Origin of the sequence: Pseudomonas farsensis, from assembly GCF_014268805.2 — a bacterium.
Lineage (GTDB): Bacteria > Pseudomonadota > Gammaproteobacteria > Pseudomonadales > Pseudomonadaceae > Aquipseudomonas > Aquipseudomonas farsensis.
The window spans coordinates 1,156,368-1,176,709 of sequence record NZ_JABWRF020000002.1 but is presented as its reverse complement, the minus strand read 5'-3'; the positions used below and the strand labels follow the sequence as shown (position 1 = coordinate 1,176,709).

The following is a 20,342-nucleotide window of genomic DNA, read 5'->3' as shown; positions in this document are numbered from 1 at the left end:
TTCATCTGGCCGAAGCCGGATGTCGTTTTGGTGTCTGATTCGGTAAGGAACCGGGAGCACCATCTGCGTAGGCTGATGGTTTAAGGCTTGCGCCGCCTACGGTCTTGGATAGCCCCCGCCAGGCAGGGACCCCAATTTTTGCTGCCGGCGGGCATTATACCCGCCGACAAGGTGTTACACGTTCAGCGAGCTCTGATCGATGATCAGACCTGGGCCCATAGTGGTGCTCAGGGTAACGCGCTTGACGTAGATACCTTTCGAGGAAGCTGGCTTGATACGCTTCAGATCAGCGATCAGGGCTTCAACGTTTTCCTTCAGCTTGCCGGCTTCGAAGCCGATTTTGCCAACGGAGGTGTGGATGATACCGTTCTTGTCGGTACGGTAGCGAACCTGACCAGCCTTGGCGTTTTTCACGGCAGTGGCTACGTCGGGCGAAACAGTACCAACTTTCGGGTTAGGCATCAGGCCGCGAGGACCCAGAACCTGACCCAACTGACCGACAACGCGCATTGCATCAGGCGATGCGATGACAACGTCATAGTTCAGGTCGCCGGCTTTCATTTCGGCAGCCAGATCGTCCATACCTACGCGGTCAGCGCCGGCAGCCAGAGCGGCCTCAGCAGCTGGACCCTGGGTGAAGACAGCAACGCGTACGGTCTTGCCAGTGCCGTGTGGCAGCACAGTAGCGCTACGAACGACCTGGTCGGATTTACGCGGGTCAACACCGAGGTTAACGGCGATGTCGAACGACTCGACGAATTTGGCAGCCGGCAGCGAAGCCAGCAGAACTGCTGCTTCTTCGAAGCTGTAGGCCTTGCCTGCTTCGATTTTCTCGGCGATTGCCTTTTGACGCTTGGTCAGCTTAGCCATTACACACCCTCCACGTTCAGACCCATGCTGCGGGCAGAGCCAGCGATGGTGCGTACAGCAGCGTCCAGGTCAGCAGCAGTCAGATCAGCCTGTTTGGTCTTGGCGATATCTTCGAGCTGGGCACGGGTCACAGTACCAACTTTGACGGTGTTCGGGCGAGCCGAACCGCTGGTGAGGCCAGCAGCTTTCTTCAGCAGAACCGAGGCAGGAGTGCTCTTGGTCTCGAAGGTGAAGCTACGGTCACTGTAGACAGTGATGATCACTGGAGTCGGCAGACCGGCTTCTTGACCCTGAGTACGGGCGTTGAAGGCCTTGCAGAATTCCATGATGTTCACGCCGTGTTGGCCCAGTGCTGGACCTACGGGTGGGCTTGGGTTGGCCTGGCCGGCCTTTACTTGCAGCTTGATGTAAGCCTGAATCTTCTTAGCCATGAGCTACTCCAAAATCGGGTACGAACGCCTGAGGGCTCCCCGGATGACTTGCGTTTTATCCCAGTGACGACAAAACCCCGCAGCACATAGGGCTGCGGGGTGTGGGATGCTTCGTTCCGCTAGACCTTCTCGACCTGGCTGAACTCGAGCTCCACCGGGGTAGAGCGACCGAAAATGAGCACTGCAACCTGCAGCCTGCTCTTCTCGTAGTTAACTTCTTCGACGTTACCGTTAAAGTCTGCAAAGGGACCGTCAATAACACGGACCACTTCACCCGGCTCGAACAACGTCTTCGGCTTCGGCTTGTCGCTGCCATCGGCAACGCGACGCAGGATAGCCTCAGCTTCTTTATCAGTGATCGGCGCAGGCTTGTCTGCGGTACCACCAATGAAACCCATGACACGAGGAGTATCCTTGACAAGGTGCCAAGTCCCTTCGTTCATATCCATCTGAACCAGCACATAGCCCGGGAAGAACTTGCGCTCGCTCTTGCGCTTCTGGCCATTGCGCATTTCGACGACTTCCTCGGTAGGAACCAGGATCTCGCCGAACTCGTCTTCCATGCCAGCCAGCTTGACACGCTCCACCAGGGAGCGCATCACATGCTTCTCGTAACCCGAGTAAGCATGCACTACGTACCAACGCTTAGCCACGGGACACCCTTAGCCAACAATCAAGGAGACCGCCCAACCGAGCAGGGAATCAAGACCCCACAACAGCAGCGCCATTACCAAAACGACAGCCACGACAATCAGCGTGGTCTGCATGGTTTCTTGGCGGGTCGGCCACACGACTTTACGGATCTCGGTACGAGCTTCCTTCGCCAGCGTGAAGAACGACTTACCCTTCGCAGTCTGCAGAGCAACAAAGCCAGCGACAGCAGCCAGGGCGAGAAGTGCAAGGACGCGGTACAGGATCGGAGAGGCGGAGTAATATTGATTACCCACGACGCCAACAACCACCAAAGCCACTACAGCCAGCCACTTGAACAGATCGAAACGAGTTTCTTGGGCTTCAGTTTTGGGGGTCATCGAGGAGGATCCTGTAAGAAGAAAGCCAATCACACCAAGGTGAATGGCAGGTCAGGAGGGAATCGAACCCCCAACCTACGGTTTTGGAGACCGTCGCTCTGCCAATTGAGCTACTGACCTGTAACGCTGTATCAGGCCGGCCATTATACCGGCCTGATTAATTAAATCAACTACTTATTCGATAATTTTTGCAACGACGCCGGCGCCGACGGTACGACCGCCTTCACGGATGGCGAAGCGCAGACCGTCTTCCATTGCGATGGTCTTGATCAGGGTGACTTCCATCTGGATGTTGTCACCTGGCATTACCATCTCAACGCCTTCTGGCAGCTGGCAGTTACCGGTTACGTCAGTAGTACGGAAGTAGAACTGAGGACGGTAGCCTTTGAAGAACGGAGTGTGACGACCGCCTTCTTCCTTCGACAGAACGTAGACTTCTGCGGTGAACTTGGTGTGCGGCTTGACCGAACCTGGCTTGACCAGAACCTGGCCACGCTCAACGTCGTCACGCTTGGTACCACGCAGCAGAACGCCGCAGTTCTCGCCAGCACGACCTTCGTCCAGCAGCTTGCGGAACATCTCAACACCGGTGCAGGTGGTGGTGGTGGTGTCACGCAGACCAACGATTTCCAGCGGATCTTGAACGCGGACGATACCACGCTCGATACGGCCGGTAACAACGGTACCACGACCCGAGATCGAGAATACGTCTTCGATTGGCATCAGGAACGGCTTGTCGATAGCACGCTCTGGCTCTGGGATGTAGCTGTCCAGAGTTTCGACCAGCTTCTTGACGGCAGTGGTGCCCATCTCGTTGTCGTCTTTGCCTTCCAGCGCCATACGAGCCGAACCGATGATGATCGGGGTATCGTCGCCTGGGAAGTCGTAGGTGGACAGCAGGTCGCGAACTTCCATCTCGACCAGTTCCAGCAGCTCAGCGTCGTCTACCAGGTCAGCCTTGTTCAGGAAGACCACGATGTACGGAACGCCAACCTGACGGGACAGCAGGATGTGCTCACGGGTTTGTGGCATCGGGCCATCAGCGGCCGAGCAAACCAGGATCGCGCCGTCCATCTGGGCAGCACCGGTGATCATGTTCTTCACGTAGTCAGCGTGACCTGGGCAGTCAACGTGAGCGTAGTGACGGATCTTCGAGTTGTACTCGACGTGCGCGGTGTTGATGGTGATGCCGCGTGCTTTTTCTTCTGGAGCCGAGTCGATCTTGTCGAAGTCAACAACAGCCGAACCGAAAACTTCGGAGCAGACACGAGTCAGCGCTGCAGTCAGAGTAGTTTTACCGTGGTCAACGTGGCCGATAGTGCCAACGTTAACGTGCGGTAGGGAACGATCAAACTTTTCCTTAGCCATCGATACAGCCCTCTGCAGAAGAAATAGTCAAACTGCTGATAAAACAAAGGCAGATATTTTCATATCTGCCTTGTTTTGTATGGAGCTCTTGAGCGGACTTGAACCGCTGACCTCACCCTTACCAAGGGTGTGCTCTACCAACTGAGCTACAAGAGCGAAACACATTGTGCAACAACAGCAAACTTGGAGCGGGTAGCGGGAATCGAACCCGCATCATCAGCTTGGAAGGCTGAGGTTCTACCACTAAACTATACCCGCGGAGCTTGCGGCTCTCGCTAAAATGGTGGAGGGGGAAGGATTCGAACCTTCGAAGTCGAAGACGACGGATTTACAGTCCGTTCCCTTTGGCCGCTCGGGAACCCCTCCTAAGCGTGGGCGGCATTTTCAACTCTTGCCGTCCTGCTGTCAAGCTTTTTTTCAATTAAATCTTGAAGTTAGCTACTTTGACAGCGGCTTCCGGTTAACCACCTAAGTGGTGTTCCCTGTGAAGCGGGCGCCATTCTATCAATCTATTCACCAGTTGCAATACCCTCGCAGAAAATAATTTTCTGTTTTAAGTCTTTGAAATCCTTGGAAAGACTTGCGAGCACCTCTTGGTCCAGCAAACGCTCGCTTTCAGGGGCCACCTTTAGCCAGAAACCCTCCGCGCCGGGCAGCTGGCCCGCCAGTGGCAATGCACCGATATCCAGGCTCAGCAACCGCTGGCGCAACGCTTCAAGCTGATCACGCGCAGCAACCCCCCCCACTACCAGGCATTCATCCCGGCGCCGGGCCGGTGCCGCGGCACCGGTTTCACGTAACAAGCGAATTTCCTGCTGGCTGCCTTTATAAAGAGACAGCGGCGCAACCTCTTTGGCCTTGAGCGGCGCCTCCTGCTGATGCCACACATAATAGAAAGCGTTCAGTACCAGAAGCAGCAGAAACAACCAGCGCATAGACACCTCAGTTCAATGGGCAGGCCATGGCCAAGCCAACGAATACCAGGTCGGGCACGATCCTCGCCTGGGGCGCAGCATCGCGCACCAAAGGCGCATCGCCACCAGTCAGGAAAACGGTGAAGTCATCACCCCATAGCGCCCTCGCCTGCTCGATCTGGATACGCGCAAACCCCTGAAGCATCAGCACGCAGCCACGCTCGACCGCCTCGACAGTGGAGCGCCCAGGCGCAAGGCTGCCAAGCGCCCGCTCGGCGGATGCGTCGTCATAACGTATGCGCCGCGTATGGGTACGCAGTTGGCTACGCATCAGCGGCATGCCCGGGCAGATGTATCCGCCCAAATGCTCGCCATCAGTTGCGACGAAGTCGGCCTTGCCCGCGGTGCCCAGATCAATCACCAGGCACGCGCCTTTAGCCAGGTGGTACGCACCCAAGGCGGCAAGCCAGCGGTCCATGCCGAGGCGAAGATGATCTTCATAGCCATTTATGACGCCGGCCATCGCCTTTGCCGGTTGTGCAACGTGTACCTGGATGGCGAAGGTATCACCTAGCAGCCGACACAAGGCTTCGGTTTCATCCTCGCTACGCACACTGACCATTCGCGCACCGGTAAGCCGCAAGCCTTGCACAGCAGCAATTTCGGCAAGCAGCGCTTGATCGGAATCAACAATACCGCCACCGGCAATCACGGCATCTACCGCGTGAATGACACGCCACTTGATAAAGCTGTTTCCACAATCGAGCTCAAGAATCATCACGCAACCTCAGGCTGAGCTCACCACCGCTGTAGCTCTTTTCAACACCATCTACCTCAAGGCGCAAAGCACCTTGACCATCCACACCGCGCGCCACACCGTCTATGCGGGTGGAGCCGGCGACCAGAGAAACAGGGCGGCCCTGCCAGAGGTGCGCCTGCTCCCACTCTTCCTGGAATGCGGCGAAACCGTAACGAGCATGACGAGCCAGCTCGTGCTGCAGTTGCTGATTCAGCACCGCTACCAGATGGTTGCGATCAATGGGCTGGCCCGTCTCGCTGCGCATGGAAGCCCACAACTGATCAATGTCATCGTTCATCTGCATGTTCACATTGATACCAATACCCAGCACCACGTGACAAACATCAGCAGGGTCACCCACCAGCTCCAGCAAAATCCCGGTGATTTTCTTACCATTGACCAGCACATCGTTGGGCCACTTGAGGCCGACACCGGACAGCCCGAACGCCTGAAGTGTACGCATCACCGCGAGCCCGACTATCAGGCTGAGCCCCTCGAGCTGACGCATGCCGCCTTCGACACGCAGCACCAGGCTGTAATAGAGGTTTTCGGCAAACGGACTCACCCATTGTCGACCACGCCGGCCACGGCCAGCAGTCTGGCGCTCGGCTAGCACGACGAAAGGCGCCGCCTGGCCAGCAGTTGCCAGGCGCAGGCCTTCGGCATTGGTCGAATCCAAGGATTGCTGAATGAATGTCGGCCATTGTACGCCCAACTCAAAACCAGCAATTGCTTCTGCATCGAGCAGGTTAAGTGGCACCGCCAATTGATAGCCGCGGCCGCGCACCTTGTGAATGGTCAGGTTCAGCTCACTCTCAAGGTGCTGCAGCTGCTTCCAGACGGCGCTGCGACTCACCCCGAGCGTAGCCCCCAGGGCTTCACCGGAATGGAACCGGCCATCCTTGAGGAGGTTCAACAACTTCAGCATGCCAGTCTCGACTTGGAATAAGGCTGGCATGATAGCCACGGCCTTCGGCCTTGCATAGGAAAAGGGCCCTGCGGCAACAAGCGTTGCAGCGCTTTAATCGCCATAAAGACAAAACCCCTACCTGCATGCGCAGATAGGGGTTTTGCGAAATGAATCTTGACGATGACCTACTCTCACATGGGGAAACCCCACACTACCATCGGCGATGCATCGTTTCACTACTGAGTTCGGGATGGGATCAGGTGGTTCCAATGCTCTATGGTCGTCAAGAAATTCGGTAGCCAGTCCGTTCAGATGAACAGCCCAGCGAATTCGGATATGTGATTTGTGTGTGCCGCGAACTTTCGGTTCATGCGTCTTCACCACCACAATTCGGCTTACGCGCAAATTGCTTGGGTGTTATATGGTCAAGCCTCACGGGCAATTAGTATTGGTTAGCTCAACGCCTCACAGCGCTTACACACCCAACCTATCAACGTCGTAGTCTTCGACGGCCCTTTAGGGGATTCAAGATCCCAGTGAGATCTCATCTTGAGGCAAGTTTCCCGCTTAGATGCTTTCAGCGGTTATCTCTTCCGAACATAGCTACCCGGCAATGCCACTGGCGTGACAACCGGAACACCAGAGGTTCGTCCACTCCGGTCCTCTCGTACTAGGAGCAGCCCCTCTCAAATCTCAAACGTCCACGGCAGATAGGGACCGAACTGTCTCACGACGTTCTAAACCCAGCTCGCGTACCACTTTAAATGGCGAACAGCCATACCCTTGGGACCGGCTTCAGCCCCAGGATGTGATGAGCCGACATCGAGGTGCCAAACACCGCCGTCGATATGAACTCTTGGGCGGTATCAGCCTGTTATCCCCGGAGTACCTTTTATCCGTTGAGCGATGGCCCTTCCATACAGAACCACCGGATCACTAAGACCTACTTTCGTACCTGCTCGACGTGTTTGTCTCGCAGTCAAGCGCGCTTTTGCCTTTATACTCTACGACCGATTTCCGACCGGTCTGAGCGCACCTTCGTACTCCTCCGTTACTCTTTGGGAGGAGACCGCCCCAGTCAAACTACCCACCATACACTGTCCTCGATCCGGATAACGGACCTGAGTTAGAACCTCAAGGTTGCCAGGGTGGTATTTCAAGGATGGCTCCATGAGAACTGGCGTCCCCACTTCAAAGCCTCCCACCTATCCTACACAAGCAAGCTCAAAGTCCAGTGCAAAGCTATAGTAAAGGTTCACGGGGTCTTTCCGTCTAGCCGCGGATACACTGCATCTTCACAGCGATTTCAATTTCACTGAGTCTCGGGTGGAGACAGCGCCGCCATCGTTACGCCATTCGTGCAGGTCGGAACTTACCCGACAAGGAATTTCGCTACCTTAGGACCGTTATAGTTACGGCCGCCGTTTACCGGGGCTTCGATCAAGAGCTTCGCTTGCGCTAACCCCATCAATTAACCTTCCGGCACCGGGCAGGCGTCACACCCTATACGTCCACTTTCGTGTTTGCAGAGTGCTGTGTTTTTAATAAACAGTCGCAGCGGCCTGGTATCTTCGACCGGCATGGGCTTACGGAGCAAGTCCTTGACCCTCGCCGGCGCACCTTCTCCCGAAGTTACGGTGCCATTTTGCCTAGTTCCTTCACCCGAGTTCTCTCAAGCGCCTTGGTATTCTCTACCTAACCACCTGTGTCGGTTTGGGGTACGGTTCCTAGTTATCTGAAGCTTAGGAGCTTTTCTTGGAAGCATGGCATCAACCACTTCGCGCTCTAATGAGCACTCGTCATCAGCTCTCGGCCTTGAGATCCCGGATTTGCCTAAGATCTCAGCCTACCACCTTAAACTTGGACAACCAACGCCAAGCTGGCCTAGCCTTCTCCGTCCCTCCATCGCAATAACTAGAAGTACAGGAATATTAACCTGTTTTCCATCGACTACGCTTTTCAGCCTCGCCTTAGGGACCGACTAACCCTGCGTCGATTAACGTTGCGCAGGAAACCTTGGTCTTTCGGCGTGGGAGTTTTTCACTCCCATTGTCGTTACTCATGTCAGCATTCGCACTTCTGATACCTCCAGCAAGCTTCTCAACTCACCTTCACAGGCTTACAGAACGCTCCTCTACCGCATCATCATAAGATGATACCCGTAGCTTCGGTGCATGGTTTGAGCCCCGTTACATCTTCCGCGCAGGCCGACTCGACTAGTGAGCTATTACGCTTTCTTTAAAGGGTGGCTGCTTCTAAGCCAACCTCCTAGCTGTCTAAGCCTTCCCACATCGTTTCCCACTTAACCATGACTTTGGGACCTTAGCTGACGGTCTGGGTTGTTTCCCTTTTCACGACGGACGTTAGCACCCGCCGTGTGTCTCCCATGCTCGGCACTTGTAGGTATTCGGAGTTTGCATCGGTTTGGTAAGTCGGGATGACCCCCTAGCCGAAACAGTGCTCTACCCCCTACAGTGATACATGAGGCGCTACCTAAATAGCTTTCGAGGAGAACCAGCTATCTCCGAGCTTGATTAGCCTTTCACTCCGATCCACAGGTCATCCGCTAACTTTTCAACGGTAGTCGGTTCGGTCCTCCAGTCAGTGTTACCTAACCTTCAACCTGCCCATGGATAGATCGCCCGGTTTCGGGTCTATACCCAGCGACTAAAGCGCCCTATTAAGACTCGCTTTCGCTACGCCTCCCCTATTCGGTTAAGCTCGCCACTGAATATAAGTCGCTGACCCATTATACAAAAGGTACGCAGTCACCTAACAAAGTAGGCTCCCACTGCTTGTACGCATACGGTTTCAGGATCTATTTCACTCCCCTCTCCGGGGTTCTTTTCGCCTTTCCCTCACGGTACTAGTTCACTATCGGTCAGTCAGTAGTATTTAGCCTTGGAGGATGGTCCCCCCATGTTCAGACAAAGTTTCTCGTGCTCCGTCCTACTCGATTTCACTGGCAAGAGATTTTCGTGTACGGGGCTATCACCCACTATGGCCGCACTTTCCAGAGCGTTCCACTAATCTCAAACCAGCTTAAGGGCTGGTCCCCGTTCGCTCGCCACTACTAAGGGAATCTCGGTTGATTTCTTTTCCTCAGGGTACTTAGATGTTTCAGTTCCCCTGGTTCGCCTCTTGCACCTATGTATTCAGTACAAGATACTCAGCTTATGCTGAGTGGGTTCCCCCATTCAGAGATCTCTGGATCACAGTCTGTTTGCCGACTCCCCAAAGCTTATCGCAGGCTACCACGTCTTTCATCGCCTCTGACTGCCAAGGCATCCACCGTATGCGCTTCTTCACTTGACCATATAACCCCAAGCAATCTGGTTATACTGTGAAGACGACATTCGCCGAAAATTCGCTTTGCGCTTTACAGCGCTACACACAAATTTTACCTTAGCCTGATCCACCAGCAGTGAAACTGGTGTTCAGTCTATTTCTATCACATATCCGAATTTTTAAAGAACGATCTGACAAAAGTCAGAAATCAACATTCATCAACGAATGTTCATTTCTAAGTTCTGGACAGTGCTGCGAAACCTGAAGAGTGGTGGAGCCAAGCGGGATCGAACCGCTGACCTCCTGCGTGCAAGGCAGGCGCTCTCCCAGCTGAGCTATGGCCCCATTTGACCAGTGCACCAGGTAATTGGTAGGTCTGGGCAGATTTGAACTGCCGACCTCACCCTTATCAGGGGTGCGCTCTAACCAACTGAGCTACAGACCTATAACAGGGTCGCGTTTACAGCATCGTCTTTACACAATGAATCAAGCAATTCGTGTGGGAGCTCATCAGCAGGCTGATGTCTTCGATTAAGGAGGTGATCCAGCCGCAGGTTCCCCTACGGCTACCTTGTTACGACTTCACCCCAGTCATGAATCACACCGTGGTAACCGTCCTCCCGAAGGTTAGACTAGCTACTTCTGGTGCAACCCACTCCCATGGTGTGACGGGCGGTGTGTACAAGGCCCGGGAACGTATTCACCGCGACATTCTGATTCGCGATTACTAGCGATTCCGACTTCACGCAGTCGAGTTGCAGACTGCGATCCGGACTACGATCGGTTTTGTGAGATTAGCTCCACCTCGCGGCTTGGCAACCCTCTGTACCGACCATTGTAGCACGTGTGTAGCCCAGGCCGTAAGGGCCATGATGACTTGACGTCATCCCCACCTTCCTCCGGTTTGTCACCGGCAGTCTCCTTAGAGTGCCCACCATTACGTGCTGGTAACTAAGGACAAGGGTTGCGCTCGTTACGGGACTTAACCCAACATCTCACGACACGAGCTGACGACAGCCATGCAGCACCTGTGTCAGAGCTCCCGAAGGCACCAATCCATCTCTGGAAAGTTCTCTGCATGTCAAGGCCTGGTAAGGTTCTTCGCGTTGCTTCGAATTAAACCACATGCTCCACCGCTTGTGCGGGCCCCCGTCAATTCATTTGAGTTTTAACCTTGCGGCCGTACTCCCCAGGCGGTCAACTTAATGCGTTAGCTGCGCCACTAAAATCTCAAGGATTCCAACGGCTAGTTGACATCGTTTACGGCGTGGACTACCAGGGTATCTAATCCTGTTTGCTCCCCACGCTTTCGCACCTCAGTGTCAGTATTAGTCCAGGTGGTCGCCTTCGCCACTGGTGTTCCTTCCTATATCTACGCATTTCACCGCTACACAGGAAATTCCACCACCCTCTACCATACTCTAGCTTGCCAGTTTTGGATGCAGTTCCCAGGTTGAGCCCGGGGCTTTCACATTCAACTTAACAAACCACCTACGCGCGCTTTACGCCCAGTAATTCCGATTAACGCTTGCACCCTCTGTATTACCGCGGCTGCTGGCACAGAGTTAGCCGGTGCTTATTCTGTCGGTAACGTCAAAACAGCAAGGTATTCGCTTACTGCCCTTCCTCCCAACTTAAAGTGCTTTACAATCCGAAGACCTTCTTCACACACGCGGCATGGCTGGATCAGGCTTTCGCCCATTGTCCAATATTCCCCACTGCTGCCTCCCGTAGGAGTCTGGACCGTGTCTCAGTTCCAGTGTGACTGATCATCCTCTCAGACCAGTTACGGATCGTCGCCTTGGTGAGCCATTACCTCACCAACTAGCTAATCCGACCTAGGCTCATCTGATAGCGCAAGGCCCGAAGGTCCCCTGCTTTCTCCCGTAGGACGTATGCGGTATTAGCGTTCCTTTCGAAACGTTGTCCCCCACTACCAGGCAGATTCCTAGGCATTACTCACCCGTCCGCCGCTGAATCGAAGAGCAAGCTCTTCTCATCCGCTCGACTTGCATGTGTTAGGCCTGCCGCCAGCGTTCAATCTGAGCCATGATCAAACTCTTCAGTTCAATACTGCTTGGGTTTTTAAGAAACCCTAAACTTGGCTCAGCAATCTCAAATGACTACTATGATTTCTCATGTGGCCACTTGTGATGCTGATAATCTTTGCGACTATCAAACCGTACTCACAAGCACCCACACGAATTGCTTGATTCAATTTGTTAAAGAGCGGTTGGTTAAGAGCTTTTCGTCTCAACCGAGGCGCGCATTCTACGCTTTCCTCATCTGCTGTCAAGCGTTTATTTTGAAGTTTTTCGTTCAACTTCAAACGCTTAACTCGCTGCGATCTCTCGTAGCGGGAGGCGAATTCTACAGCGTTACAACCTGCTGTCAACCACCTTTTTTACCGCTGCCGATCAGAAGACCGAAGCACCACCAGGACCTTTCGTTTCGCTTAACTCGTTGATTCTCAAGGAGTTTCGCGTTCCGTTGTCGCTGGAAGTGGGGCGCATTATAAGGGGATCTGAAACGGCGTCAACCCTTTATTTCAAGAAACCGAAATATAAGCGAAAACAAAGCGGGGAGGCCGTTTGGCCTCCCCGCTTTTACTCGCCTCTATATATAGAGGGAGCCTTACTCGGCTTTAAGGGTGATCCGCGCAAAGGCCTTTTTACCAGCCTGCACCACATGGGTTGCGCCAACAGCGAACATGAAGCCGCGCTCAACAACTTCCCCATCCACTTTCACGCTACCCGCACCCAGCAGGTCGCGCGCAGCCGCCGAGTTTTTCACAAGGCCCGCCTGGTTAAGGATTGCGGCGATCGGCATGGCGTCAGCGCCAGCCAGCTCAACCTCCGGCAAGTCTTCCGGCAGCTCGCCATCCTTCATACGGTTACCGGCTGCGCGATGTGCATTGGCCGCAGCCTCGTCACCATGAAAACGAGCAACGATTTCCTCAGCCAGCTTGATCTTGATATCACGCGGGTTGGCACCCGCAGCAACGTCAGCACGGAACTGGTCAATCTCTTCCATGGAGCGGAAGCTCAGCAGCTCGAAGTAACGCCACATCAGCGTGTCGGGGATCGACACCAGCTTGCTGTACATCACACCCGGCGCTTCCTGGATGCCGACATAATTACCCAGCGACTTGGACATCTTCTTCACGCCATCGAGCCCTTCGAGCAGTGGCATGGTGACGATGTTCTGTGCTTCCTGGCCGTAGGCGCGCTGCAGCTCACGCCCCATCAGCAGGTTGAATTTCTGGTCGGTACCACCCAGCTCGACATCAGCCTTCAGCGCCACAGAATCGTAACCCTGCACCAGCGGATAGAGGAACTCGTGAATGGCGATAGGCTGATTGGTGGTGTAACGCTTGTCGAAGTCGTCGCGCTCAAGCATGCGAGCAACGGTGTACTGCGACGCCAGGCGAATGAAGTCGGCCGGGCTTAGCGTGTCCATCCAGGTGGAGTTGAACGCAACCTCGGTCTTGGCCGGGTCGAGAATCTTGAACACCTGCTGTTTATAGGTCTCGGCGTTATCCAGCACCTGCTCGCGGGTCAGCGGCGGGCGCGTGGCGCTCTTGCCGCTCGGGTCACCGATCATGCCGGTGAAGTCACCAATCAGGAAGATGACCTGATGGCCCAGCTCCTGGAACTGGCGCAGCTTGTTGATCAGCACCGTGTGACCAAGGTGCAGATCAGGCGCGGTAGGGTCGAAGCCCGCTTTAATACGCAGTGGTTGGCCGCGCTTGAGCTTCTCCACCAGTTCCGACTCGACCAGTACCTCTTCCGCACCGCGCTTGATAAGCGCCAGCTGCTCTTCAACCGACTTCATAGACAGACCCGCAAGGCTCAGATTCAAGGGGAGCCAACCATACAAGATCGGCCATCAAATACAAGTTTCGCAACGGAATGTGACCCGAGCGAGGCAAGGAAACGTCTACGCGCCCTTGCGTGAGAATGGATTTGGTTATATTTTATACAGTTATTTCATCTTCATCATGTCATTCATCTTTTCCATTTCACTTTTTCAAAGTCACCTCACCTATGACCAACGACACGCCTAAAGCGCCGCCGCTTTATCCGAAGAGCCATCTGCTGGCCGCAAGCGGCATCGCCGCCCTGCTCAGCCTGGCCCTTCTGGTATTCCCTTCCAGCGAAGTGGAAGCCAAGAAAACCACCCTTAACCTCGAGCTGGAATCCCCAGCCGAGCAGCTCAAAGAAGAATCCCGCACAGCGCCGCTGGTGCAAGCCGAACAGAACGCCGGTTCACCGTTCGCCCAGATCGAGGGTGAGCAAGCCAGCACCGCCGAAGGCAACACCCAGCCTGCCAGCGTTGCCAAGCAAGAAGAAAAAGCACCCGGCCACCGTGAAGTGGTGGTCGCTCGCGGCGACACGCTCTCCACCCTGTTCAACAAGGTCGGCCTGCCAGCCAACGTTGTCCACGACGTGCTGGCCAGCAACAAGCAAGCGCGCCAGTTCAGCCAGCTCAAGCACGGCCAGGTCCTGCAGTTCGAACTGGATAAAGACGGCCAACTGGCCAGCCTGCACAGCAAAGTCAGCAACCTCGAAACCATTCGCCTGACCCGCAGCGACAAGGGCTACAGCTTCGACCGTGAGGTCAGCAAGCCTGTCGTGCGCACCGCCTACGCCCATGGCGTGATCAAAAGCTCGCTGTCGGCCTCCGCGCAGCGTGCCGGCCTGTCTCACAGCATGACCATGGACATGGCGCGCATCCTCGGTTACGACATCGACTTCGCTCAGGACATCCGCCCGGGCGATGAATTCGACGTGGTCTATGAACAGAAGATGATGGACGGCAAGGTGGTCGGCACCGGCAACATCCTTTCCGCGCGCTTCACCAACCGCGGCAAAACCTACACCGCCGTGCGTTACACCAACAAGCAAGGCAACACCAATTACTACACCGCCGACGGCAACAGCCTGCGCAAGGCGTTCATCCGTACCCCGGTAGACTTCGCTCGCATCAGCTCGCGCTTCTCGGCCGGCCGCAAGCACCCGATCCTGAACAAGATCCGCGCCCACAAAGGCGTCGACTACGCCGCCCCGCGCGGCACGCCGATCAAGGCGGCTGGTGATGGCCGCATCGAGCTGGCCGGTCGCCGCGGCGGCTACGGCAACACCGTAGTCATCGCCCATGGCAACTCGTACAAGACCCTCTACGGCCACATGCAAGGCTTTGCCAAAGGCATCAAGACCGGCGGCACGGTCAAGCAGGGCCAGGTCATCGGCTATATCGGTACCACCGGCCTGTCCACCGGCCCTCACTTGCACTACGAGTTCCAGGTCAACGGCGTGCACGTCGACCCGCTGAGCCAGAAAGTGCCGATGGCCGACCCCATCGCCAAGGCCGAGCGCGCCCGCTTCAACCAGCAGAGCCAGCCGCTGATCGCACGTATGGATCAGGAAAAGGCCACCCTGCTCGCCGCGAACAAGCGCTGAGCCGATGGCGCTCTACTTGGGGGTAATGTCCGGCACCAGCCTTGATGGGCTGGACATCGCCCTGATCGATCAAGGCGAGCAGCTTGAGTTGCTCGCCACCCACTACATCCCCATGCCCGCCGACCTGCGCCAGGCACTGCTTGCTCTCTGTGCAAGTGGCCCTGACGAGATCGCGCGCGCCGCCGTTGCGGAAAACCGCTGGGCAGCCCTGGCTGCCGATGGCATCAAGCATCTATTGGCCGAGCAAGGCCTGGCGCCCGAGGCGATTCGCGCCATCGGCAGCCATGGCCAGACCATTCGCCACGAACCCGCCCGTGGTTTTACCGTCCAGATTGGCAACCCTGCCCTGCTCGCAGAGCAGACCGGTATTTGCGTGGTCGGCGATTTCCGCCGGCGTGACGTCGCGGCCGCTGGCCAAGGTGCACCGCTGGTCCCGGCGTTTCACGAGGCGTTGTTCGCCCACCTGGGCCAGCGCCTGGCCGTGCTGAACATCGGCGGCTTCAGCAACCTCAGCCTGATCGAGCAAGACAAGCCGGTGCATGGTTTCGACTGCGGCCCGGGCAATGTGCTGCTCGATGCCTGGGTCGAACGCAAGCGCGGCCAGGCGTATGACGCCAACGGTGCATGGGCAGCTACTGGCACCGTTCAGCAAGGGCTGCTGCAAGCCCTGCTCGGCGACCCATTCTTCGCCGGCAGCGGCCCAAAGAGCACTGGCCGGGAGGTATTCAACCTGCCCTGGCTGGATGCGCACCTCGCCCGCCTGCCGCAGCACCGCGACGAAGATGTCCAAGCCACCCTGCTGGAACTCACCGCGCGCAGCATCGTTGATTCGCTCTGCCAAGCCCAGAAAGGCAGCGAAGCGGTACTGGTGTGCGGTGGTGGCGCGCGCAACGGCGCACTGATGGCTCGGCTTGCGCAATTGCTGCCCACGGCCAAGGTATCCAGCACCGCAGCGCACGGCATCGACCCGGACTGGGTAGAGGGCATGGCCTTCGCCTGGCTGGCGCACTGCTGCCTCGAAGGTATCCCGGCCAACCGCCCAAGCGTGACCGCCGCCAAGGGCCTGCGTGTACTGGGCGCCATCTACCCAGCCTGAAGCAAGTCTGAACCAAGCCACAGAATGCAAAACGCCGCGCAATTAGCGCGGCGTTTTGCATGACGGCATGGCAATCAGATCGAGAACGAAGAACCACACCCGCAGGTGGTGGTGGCATTCGGGTTCTTGATCACGAAACGCGAGCCTTCGAGGCCTTCCTGGTAGTCCACCTCGGCGCCGGCCAGATACTGATAACTCATCGGGTCGACCACCAGTGCGACGCCTTCGCGCTCAACGATGGTGTCATCTTCGGCGACGTCTTCATCGAAGGTGAAGCCGTACTGAAAGCCCGAGCAGCCGCCGCCCGTCACGAACACGCGCAGCTTCAGGCGATCGTTGCCCTCTTCGCTGACCAGGGTCTTCACCTTGTGCGCAGCACCTGGGGTGAACTCCAAAGCCGTGGGGGTGAAGGTTTCGACGCTCATGTTGACTCTCCCGGCGCAGTGCCGCCTTAAAACTCGATGGGGCGTATTATCCGCTTGTCCGAGAAAATTGGTCAACAATACGAAAGCTGCAAGTGACTAGCTGCAAGCAAACGCGCGACGCCTGCTTGCAGCCAACGGCTGCCTTACGGCAGCAAGCCTGCGTGGGACAGGCCCATACGCTCATCCAGGCCGAAGAGGATGTTGAGGTTCTGTACCGCCTGCCCCGACGCGCCTTTGACCAGGTTGTCGATGACCGACAGCACCACCACCAGGTCACCCCCTTGCGGGCGGTGCACCGCGATACGGCAGACGTTGGCGCCGCGCACACTGCGGGTTTCCGGGTGGCTGCCGGCAGGCATTACGTCGACGAACGGCTCGTTGGCGTAGCGCTTTTCGAACAGTGCCTGCAGGTCTACCGAAGTATCCACCACATTGGCGTACAGCGTGGCGTGGATGCCACGGATCATCGGCGTCAGGTGCGGCACGAAGGTCAGGCCGATGTCCTTGCCGGCAGCCAGGCGCAGGCCCTGGCTGATCTCCGGCAGGTGGCGGTGGCCTTTGACGGCGTAGGCTTTCATGCTTTCACCGGCTTCGCAGAACAGCGAACCCACCGCCGCACCGCGGCCTGCGCCACTGACGCCGGACTTGCAGTCGGCGATGAGGCGCGATGGGTCGGCAATGCCGGCCTCCAGCAGAGGCAGGAAACCCAGCTGGGTAGCGGTCGGGTAGCAACCCGGCACCGCAATCAGGCGCGCCTGGCGGATTTTTTCGCGGTTGACTTCAGGCAGGCCGTAGACCGCATCGGCCAGCAGCTCCGGCGCGCCATGGGGCTGGCCGTACCACTTGCCCCACTCCACCGCGTCCTGCAGGCGGAAGTCGGCAGACAGGTCGATGACCTTGGTACCGGCTGCCAGCAGCTCGCCGGCAAGGGCATGCGCGACACCGTGCGGGGTTGCGAAGAACACCACGTCGCAAGCACCCAGCGCCTTGCTGTCAGGCACGCTGAAGCACAGGCCGTCGTAGTGGCCGCGCAGGTTCGGGTACATGTCGGCAACTGCCACGCCCGCTTCGGAGCGCGAGGTGATGACCGCCACTTCGGCTTGTGGGTGCTGCGCCAGCAGACGCAACAGTTCGACACCGGTGTAACCCGTGCCGCCGACGATACCGACCTTGATCATAACGCTTGCCCCTTATCAACGAGCCGACTGGAAAGCGCACGATGATAGGGGGGCGAAGCCTCTGTAACAACTATCCGCATGACCCTTCGGCGGCTGGGCTCTACTATTCGCACAACCGTGAAAACCTGAAGGAACCCCACATGCTCTACCTCTGGATCAAAGCGCTGCACATCGTCAGCGTGGTCTGCTGGTTCGCCGGCCTGTTCTACCTGCCCCGCCTGTTCGTCTACCACGCGCAAAGCCAGGACAGCATCAGCCTGGATCGCTTCATTACCATGGAGCGCAAGCTGTACCGCGGCATCATGAACCCGGCCATGATCGCCACCTACGTGTTCGGTGGCTGGATGCTCTACCTCAACCCCGGCTGGCTGAGCCAGGGCTGGCTGCATGCCAAGCTCACCCTGGTGGCGCTGCTGACCGTCTACCACCATATCTGCGGCGCGCAACGCAAACGCTTTGCCGCGGGCACCAACACCCGTAGCCATGTGTACTACCGCTGGTTCAACGAGGCGCCGGTGCTGCTGCTGCTGGGCATCGCGATCCTGGTGGTGGTCAAACCGTTCTAATGCCCGCCTGGCCTGGCGTTCGCGCGCCCCGGTAACGTCTTGTAGCAAAAGCGCCAGCCTGTACACTAGGCGCCCCCCACGCCCCAGGAGCCTTGCATGACCCGTTACGCCATGATTACCGGCGCTTCCAGCGGCCTGGGCCTGGCCCTCGCGGAAGCACTGGCGCGGCGCGGGCGCAACCTGATCCTGGTGGCACGCCAGCGCGAAACGCTGGAGCCGGTCGCTATCGAACTGGCCCAGCGTTTTGGCGTCGAGGTGCTGCTGCGTGCCTGCGACCTCAGCCAACCCCTGCGCTTGTCCGGTTTTGTGCTGGAGCTTGAAGAAGGCGAGCGGCGTATCGACCTGCTGGTCAACTGCGCCGGGCAGCGCACCTACGGCCCGTTTCTGGCCCACGAGTGGGCAGACGAGCAAGACCTGCTCGAGGTCAACATCCTCGCCCTGAGCCGCTTGTGTCATGCCATTGGCAACCTGATGGCGATCCATGGCGGCGGGCAGATCCTCAATGTCGCAGGCCTTGCCGGCGTCGCACCCGGCCCGTGGATGGCCGCCTATGCCGCAAGCAAGGCCTACGTGCTGAGCTTCAGCGAAGCCCTGCGCGAAGAGCTGCGCCGCACCGGTATCAAGGTCTCGGTGCTCTGCCCTGGGCCGGTTCGCTCGGCCAGGCGGCGCATCCCCAGGCTCGATCGCACCCGCCACAGCCTGAGCCCGGAGGAAGTCGCGCTATACACCGTGCGCGCATTGGATAAAAACCGCGCGCTGATCATTCCTGGCCGGCGCAACCGCTGGCTGGCCACGGCCCCGCGCCTGCTGCCGCGTTGGCTAGCCCGCAAACTGGCCGGGGTAATCCACCGCCGCTATTGCCCGACGGGCATGGAATAAGCACTGGGCGAGCGTCCCCCGGCTCAGTACACTCGGGCTCACACTCACTCTGGAGCCTGTGCTGTGGACGATCTATTCCTCAAAATCATCAACCGGGAAATCCCGGCAGATATCATCTACGAAGACGACCAGATACTGGCCTTCAAGGATATCGCCCCGGCGGCGCCGGTTCATTTCCTGGTCATCCCGAAAAAGCACATCCCCACCCTCAACCACCTGACCGAAGAGGACAAGGCCCTGGCCGGCCATATCCTCTTCACCGCCCAGCGCCTGGCCGTCGAGCAAGGCTGCGAGGAAGGTTTCCGTGTGGTCATGAACTGCAACCCAAAAGGCGGCCAGACCGTCTACCACATCCACATGCACGTGCTTGGCCAGCGCCAGATGAACTGGCCGCCGGGCTGACCCAAGGCAAGCCCTGCCCCGGGCTTTGAGGTAGACTGTCGGGCATCACTTCAGCGGAGGTGCCCGATGGCTACCGAACGTCACTACTCGCCGCTCGACCGCTTGTTGCTGCAGGCCGATACCGCCATGCGCACCTTGCTGCCCTTCAGCGGCCAACCTGCCCGCCCGTCACCGGCGATCATCCAGCCCGATGCCCAGCTCGACGAGCAGCAGTCGCGGCACATTGCCGGCCTGATGCGTATCAACCACACCGGTGAAGTCTGCGCCCAGGCGCTGTACCAGGGCCAGGCGTTGACCGCCAAGCTGCCCCAGGTACGCAAGGCCATGGAGCACGCCGCCGAAGAAGAAATCGACCACCTGGCCTGGTGCGAGCAGCGGATTCGCCAGCTCAACAGCCACCCCAGCGTGCTCAACCCGCTGTTCTACGGCCTGTCGTTCGGCATCGGCGCCTTTGCCGGGCTGGTCAGCGACAAGGTCAGCCTGGGTTTCGTCGCCGCCACCGAGCAACAAGTGTGCAAGCACCTGGACGAACACCTTGAGCAACTGCCAGACAACGACAGCAAGTCGCGGGCCATTCTGGAACAGATGCGCATCGACGAAGAACACCACGCCGAGTCCGCCCTCGAAGCGGGCGGCTACCGTTTCCCGGCGCCGGTGCGCTTTGGCATGAGCCTGCTGGCCAAGGTCATGACCAAGAGCACCTACCGTATCTGAGGCGCACTG

General features: G+C 57.6%; 17 protein-coding genes, 6 tRNA genes and 3 rRNA genes. 6 read left to right on the top strand and 20 right to left on the bottom strand.

The window, feature by feature from the left end; genetic code table 11:
• Window positions 1-174: 174 nt before the first annotated feature.
• The 18 genes from rplA to tyrS all read right to left on the bottom strand — a co-directional run bounded on the left by rplA (window position 175) and on the right by tyrS (window position 13,445).
• Entirely contained in the window at window positions 175-870 is a 696-nt protein-coding gene (gene rplA, locus HU719_RS14575) for a 50S ribosomal protein L1 (RefSeq protein ID WP_186534695.1), read from the bottom strand.
• Complete coding sequence (rplK, locus tag HU719_RS14570) at window positions 870-1,301, bottom strand: 50S ribosomal protein L11 (RefSeq protein ID WP_186519355.1); 432 nt, start codon at window positions 1,299-1,301, stop codon at window positions 870-872. The genes rplA and rplK overlap by 1 nt, the downstream gene beginning before the upstream one ends.
• A 119-nt stretch (window positions 1,302-1,420) precedes the next feature.
• Window positions 1,421-1,954 (bottom strand): transcription termination/antitermination protein NusG, encoded by a 534-nt coding sequence (gene nusG / locus HU719_RS14565; RefSeq protein WP_186519353.1) that lies wholly within the window; start codon window positions 1,952-1,954, stop codon window positions 1,421-1,423.
• Window positions 1,955-1,963: 9 nt separating this feature from the next.
• On the bottom strand, window positions 1,964-2,332 hold the full coding sequence (gene secE / locus HU719_RS14560) for a preprotein translocase subunit SecE (RefSeq protein ID WP_186519350.1): 369 nt from the start codon (window positions 2,330-2,332) through the stop codon (window positions 1,964-1,966).
• A 44-nt stretch (window positions 2,333-2,376) separates the two neighbouring features.
• Window positions 2,377-2,452 (bottom strand) — tRNA-Trp (locus HU719_RS14555).
• Between the two features lie 54 nt (window positions 2,453-2,506).
• Window positions 2,507-3,700 carry an elongation factor Tu gene (gene tuf / locus HU719_RS14550; RefSeq protein WP_186519348.1) on the bottom strand — a complete coding sequence of 398 codons (1,194 nt, stop codon included), beginning with the start codon at window positions 3,698-3,700 and terminating at the stop codon, window positions 2,507-2,509.
• Between the two features lie 80 nt (window positions 3,701-3,780).
• Window positions 3,781-3,856: transfer RNA gene (locus HU719_RS14545), tRNA-Thr, on the bottom strand.
• Between the two features lie 28 nt (window positions 3,857-3,884).
• Window positions 3,885-3,958 (bottom strand) — tRNA-Gly (locus HU719_RS14540).
• A gap of 23 nt (window positions 3,959-3,981) precedes the next feature.
• Window positions 3,982-4,066, bottom strand: a tRNA-Tyr gene (locus HU719_RS14535).
• A 143-nt stretch (window positions 4,067-4,209) separates the two neighbouring features.
• Window positions 4,210-4,635: a hypothetical protein gene (locus tag HU719_RS14530; RefSeq protein WP_186534694.1), complete on the bottom strand. Its 426-nt coding sequence runs from the start codon at window positions 4,633-4,635 to the stop codon at window positions 4,210-4,212.
• 7 nt (window positions 4,636-4,642) lie between these two features.
• Window positions 4,643-5,392 carry a pantothenate kinase gene (locus HU719_RS14525; RefSeq protein WP_186534693.1) on the bottom strand — a complete coding sequence of 250 codons (750 nt, stop codon included), beginning with the start codon at window positions 5,390-5,392 and terminating at the stop codon, window positions 4,643-4,645.
• On the bottom strand, window positions 5,382-6,341 hold the full coding sequence (gene birA, locus HU719_RS14520; protein WP_186534692.1) for a bifunctional biotin--[acetyl-CoA-carboxylase] ligase/biotin operon repressor BirA: 960 nt from the start codon (window positions 6,339-6,341) through the stop codon (window positions 5,382-5,384). The genes HU719_RS14525 and birA overlap by 11 nt, the downstream gene beginning before the upstream one ends.
• 154 nt (window positions 6,342-6,495) lie before the next feature.
• A 5S ribosomal RNA gene (gene rrf / locus HU719_RS14515) occupies window positions 6,496-6,611 on the bottom strand.
• 133 nt (window positions 6,612-6,744) lie between these two features.
• Window positions 6,745-9,638: ribosomal RNA gene (locus tag HU719_RS14510) — 23S ribosomal RNA — on the bottom strand.
• 242 nt (window positions 9,639-9,880) lie between these two features.
• A tRNA-Ala gene (locus HU719_RS14505) sits at window positions 9,881-9,956 on the bottom strand.
• Between the two features lie 23 nt (window positions 9,957-9,979).
• Window positions 9,980-10,056 (bottom strand) — tRNA-Ile (locus HU719_RS14500).
• An 87-nt stretch (window positions 10,057-10,143) separates the two neighbouring features.
• Window positions 10,144-11,680, bottom strand: a 16S ribosomal RNA gene (locus tag HU719_RS14495).
• The 16S, 23S and 5S rRNA genes sit together here with 2 tRNA genes alongside, the layout of an rRNA operon.
• A 565-nt stretch (window positions 11,681-12,245) precedes the next feature.
• Window positions 12,246-13,445 carry a tyrosine--tRNA ligase gene (tyrS, locus tag HU719_RS14490; protein WP_186537218.1) on the bottom strand — a complete coding sequence of 400 codons (1,200 nt, stop codon included), beginning with the start codon at window positions 13,443-13,445 and terminating at the stop codon, window positions 12,246-12,248.
• A 212-nt stretch (window positions 13,446-13,657) separates the two neighbouring features.
• On the opposite strand from tyrS, the gene HU719_RS14485 reads away from it, so the two are divergent.
• Window positions 13,658-15,073 carry a peptidoglycan DD-metalloendopeptidase family protein gene (locus tag HU719_RS14485; RefSeq protein WP_186537217.1) on the top strand — a complete coding sequence of 472 codons (1,416 nt, stop codon included), beginning with the start codon at window positions 13,658-13,660 and terminating at the stop codon, window positions 15,071-15,073.
• 4 nt (window positions 15,074-15,077) lie between these two features.
• A complete protein-coding gene (locus HU719_RS14480; protein ID WP_186537216.1) occupies window positions 15,078-16,169 on the top strand; it encodes an anhydro-N-acetylmuramic acid kinase in 1,092 nt (363 codons plus the stop codon).
• 74 nt (window positions 16,170-16,243) lie between these two features.
• On the opposite strand, the gene erpA is transcribed toward HU719_RS14480, so the two are convergent.
• Both erpA and argC read right to left on the bottom strand, forming a co-directional pair.
• The gene (erpA, locus tag HU719_RS14475; protein WP_186522465.1) at window positions 16,244-16,594 is read right to left on the bottom strand and encodes an iron-sulfur cluster insertion protein ErpA; all 351 of its coding nucleotides are present in this window, start codon (window positions 16,592-16,594) and stop codon (window positions 16,244-16,246) included.
• Window positions 16,595-16,737: 143 nt separating this feature from the next.
• Window positions 16,738-17,772, bottom strand: a complete 1,035-nt coding sequence (argC, locus tag HU719_RS14470) for an N-acetyl-gamma-glutamyl-phosphate reductase (protein WP_186537215.1) — start codon at window positions 17,770-17,772, stop codon at window positions 16,738-16,740.
• Between the two features lie 140 nt (window positions 17,773-17,912).
• On the opposite strand from argC, the gene hemJ reads away from it, so the two are divergent.
• The 4 genes from hemJ to coq7 all read left to right on the top strand — a co-directional run bounded on the left by hemJ (window position 17,913) and on the right by coq7 (window position 20,333).
• A complete protein-coding gene (gene hemJ, locus HU719_RS14465) occupies window positions 17,913-18,338 on the top strand; it encodes a protoporphyrinogen oxidase HemJ (protein ID WP_186522463.1) in 426 nt (141 codons plus the stop codon).
• A gap of 96 nt (window positions 18,339-18,434) precedes the next feature.
• Window positions 18,435-19,217 (top strand): SDR family NAD(P)-dependent oxidoreductase, encoded by a 783-nt coding sequence (locus HU719_RS14460; RefSeq protein WP_186537214.1) that lies wholly within the window; start codon window positions 18,435-18,437, stop codon window positions 19,215-19,217.
• A gap of 63 nt (window positions 19,218-19,280) precedes the next feature.
• Complete coding sequence (locus tag HU719_RS14455) at window positions 19,281-19,619, top strand: histidine triad nucleotide-binding protein (RefSeq protein WP_151925239.1); 339 nt, start codon at window positions 19,281-19,283, stop codon at window positions 19,617-19,619.
• Window positions 19,620-19,685: 66 nt separating this feature from the next.
• Entirely contained in the window at window positions 19,686-20,333 is a 648-nt protein-coding gene (coq7, locus tag HU719_RS14450; protein ID WP_186522461.1) for a 2-polyprenyl-3-methyl-6-methoxy-1,4-benzoquinone monooxygenase, read from the top strand.
• The last annotated feature ends 9 nt before the right edge of the window (window positions 20,334-20,342 follow it).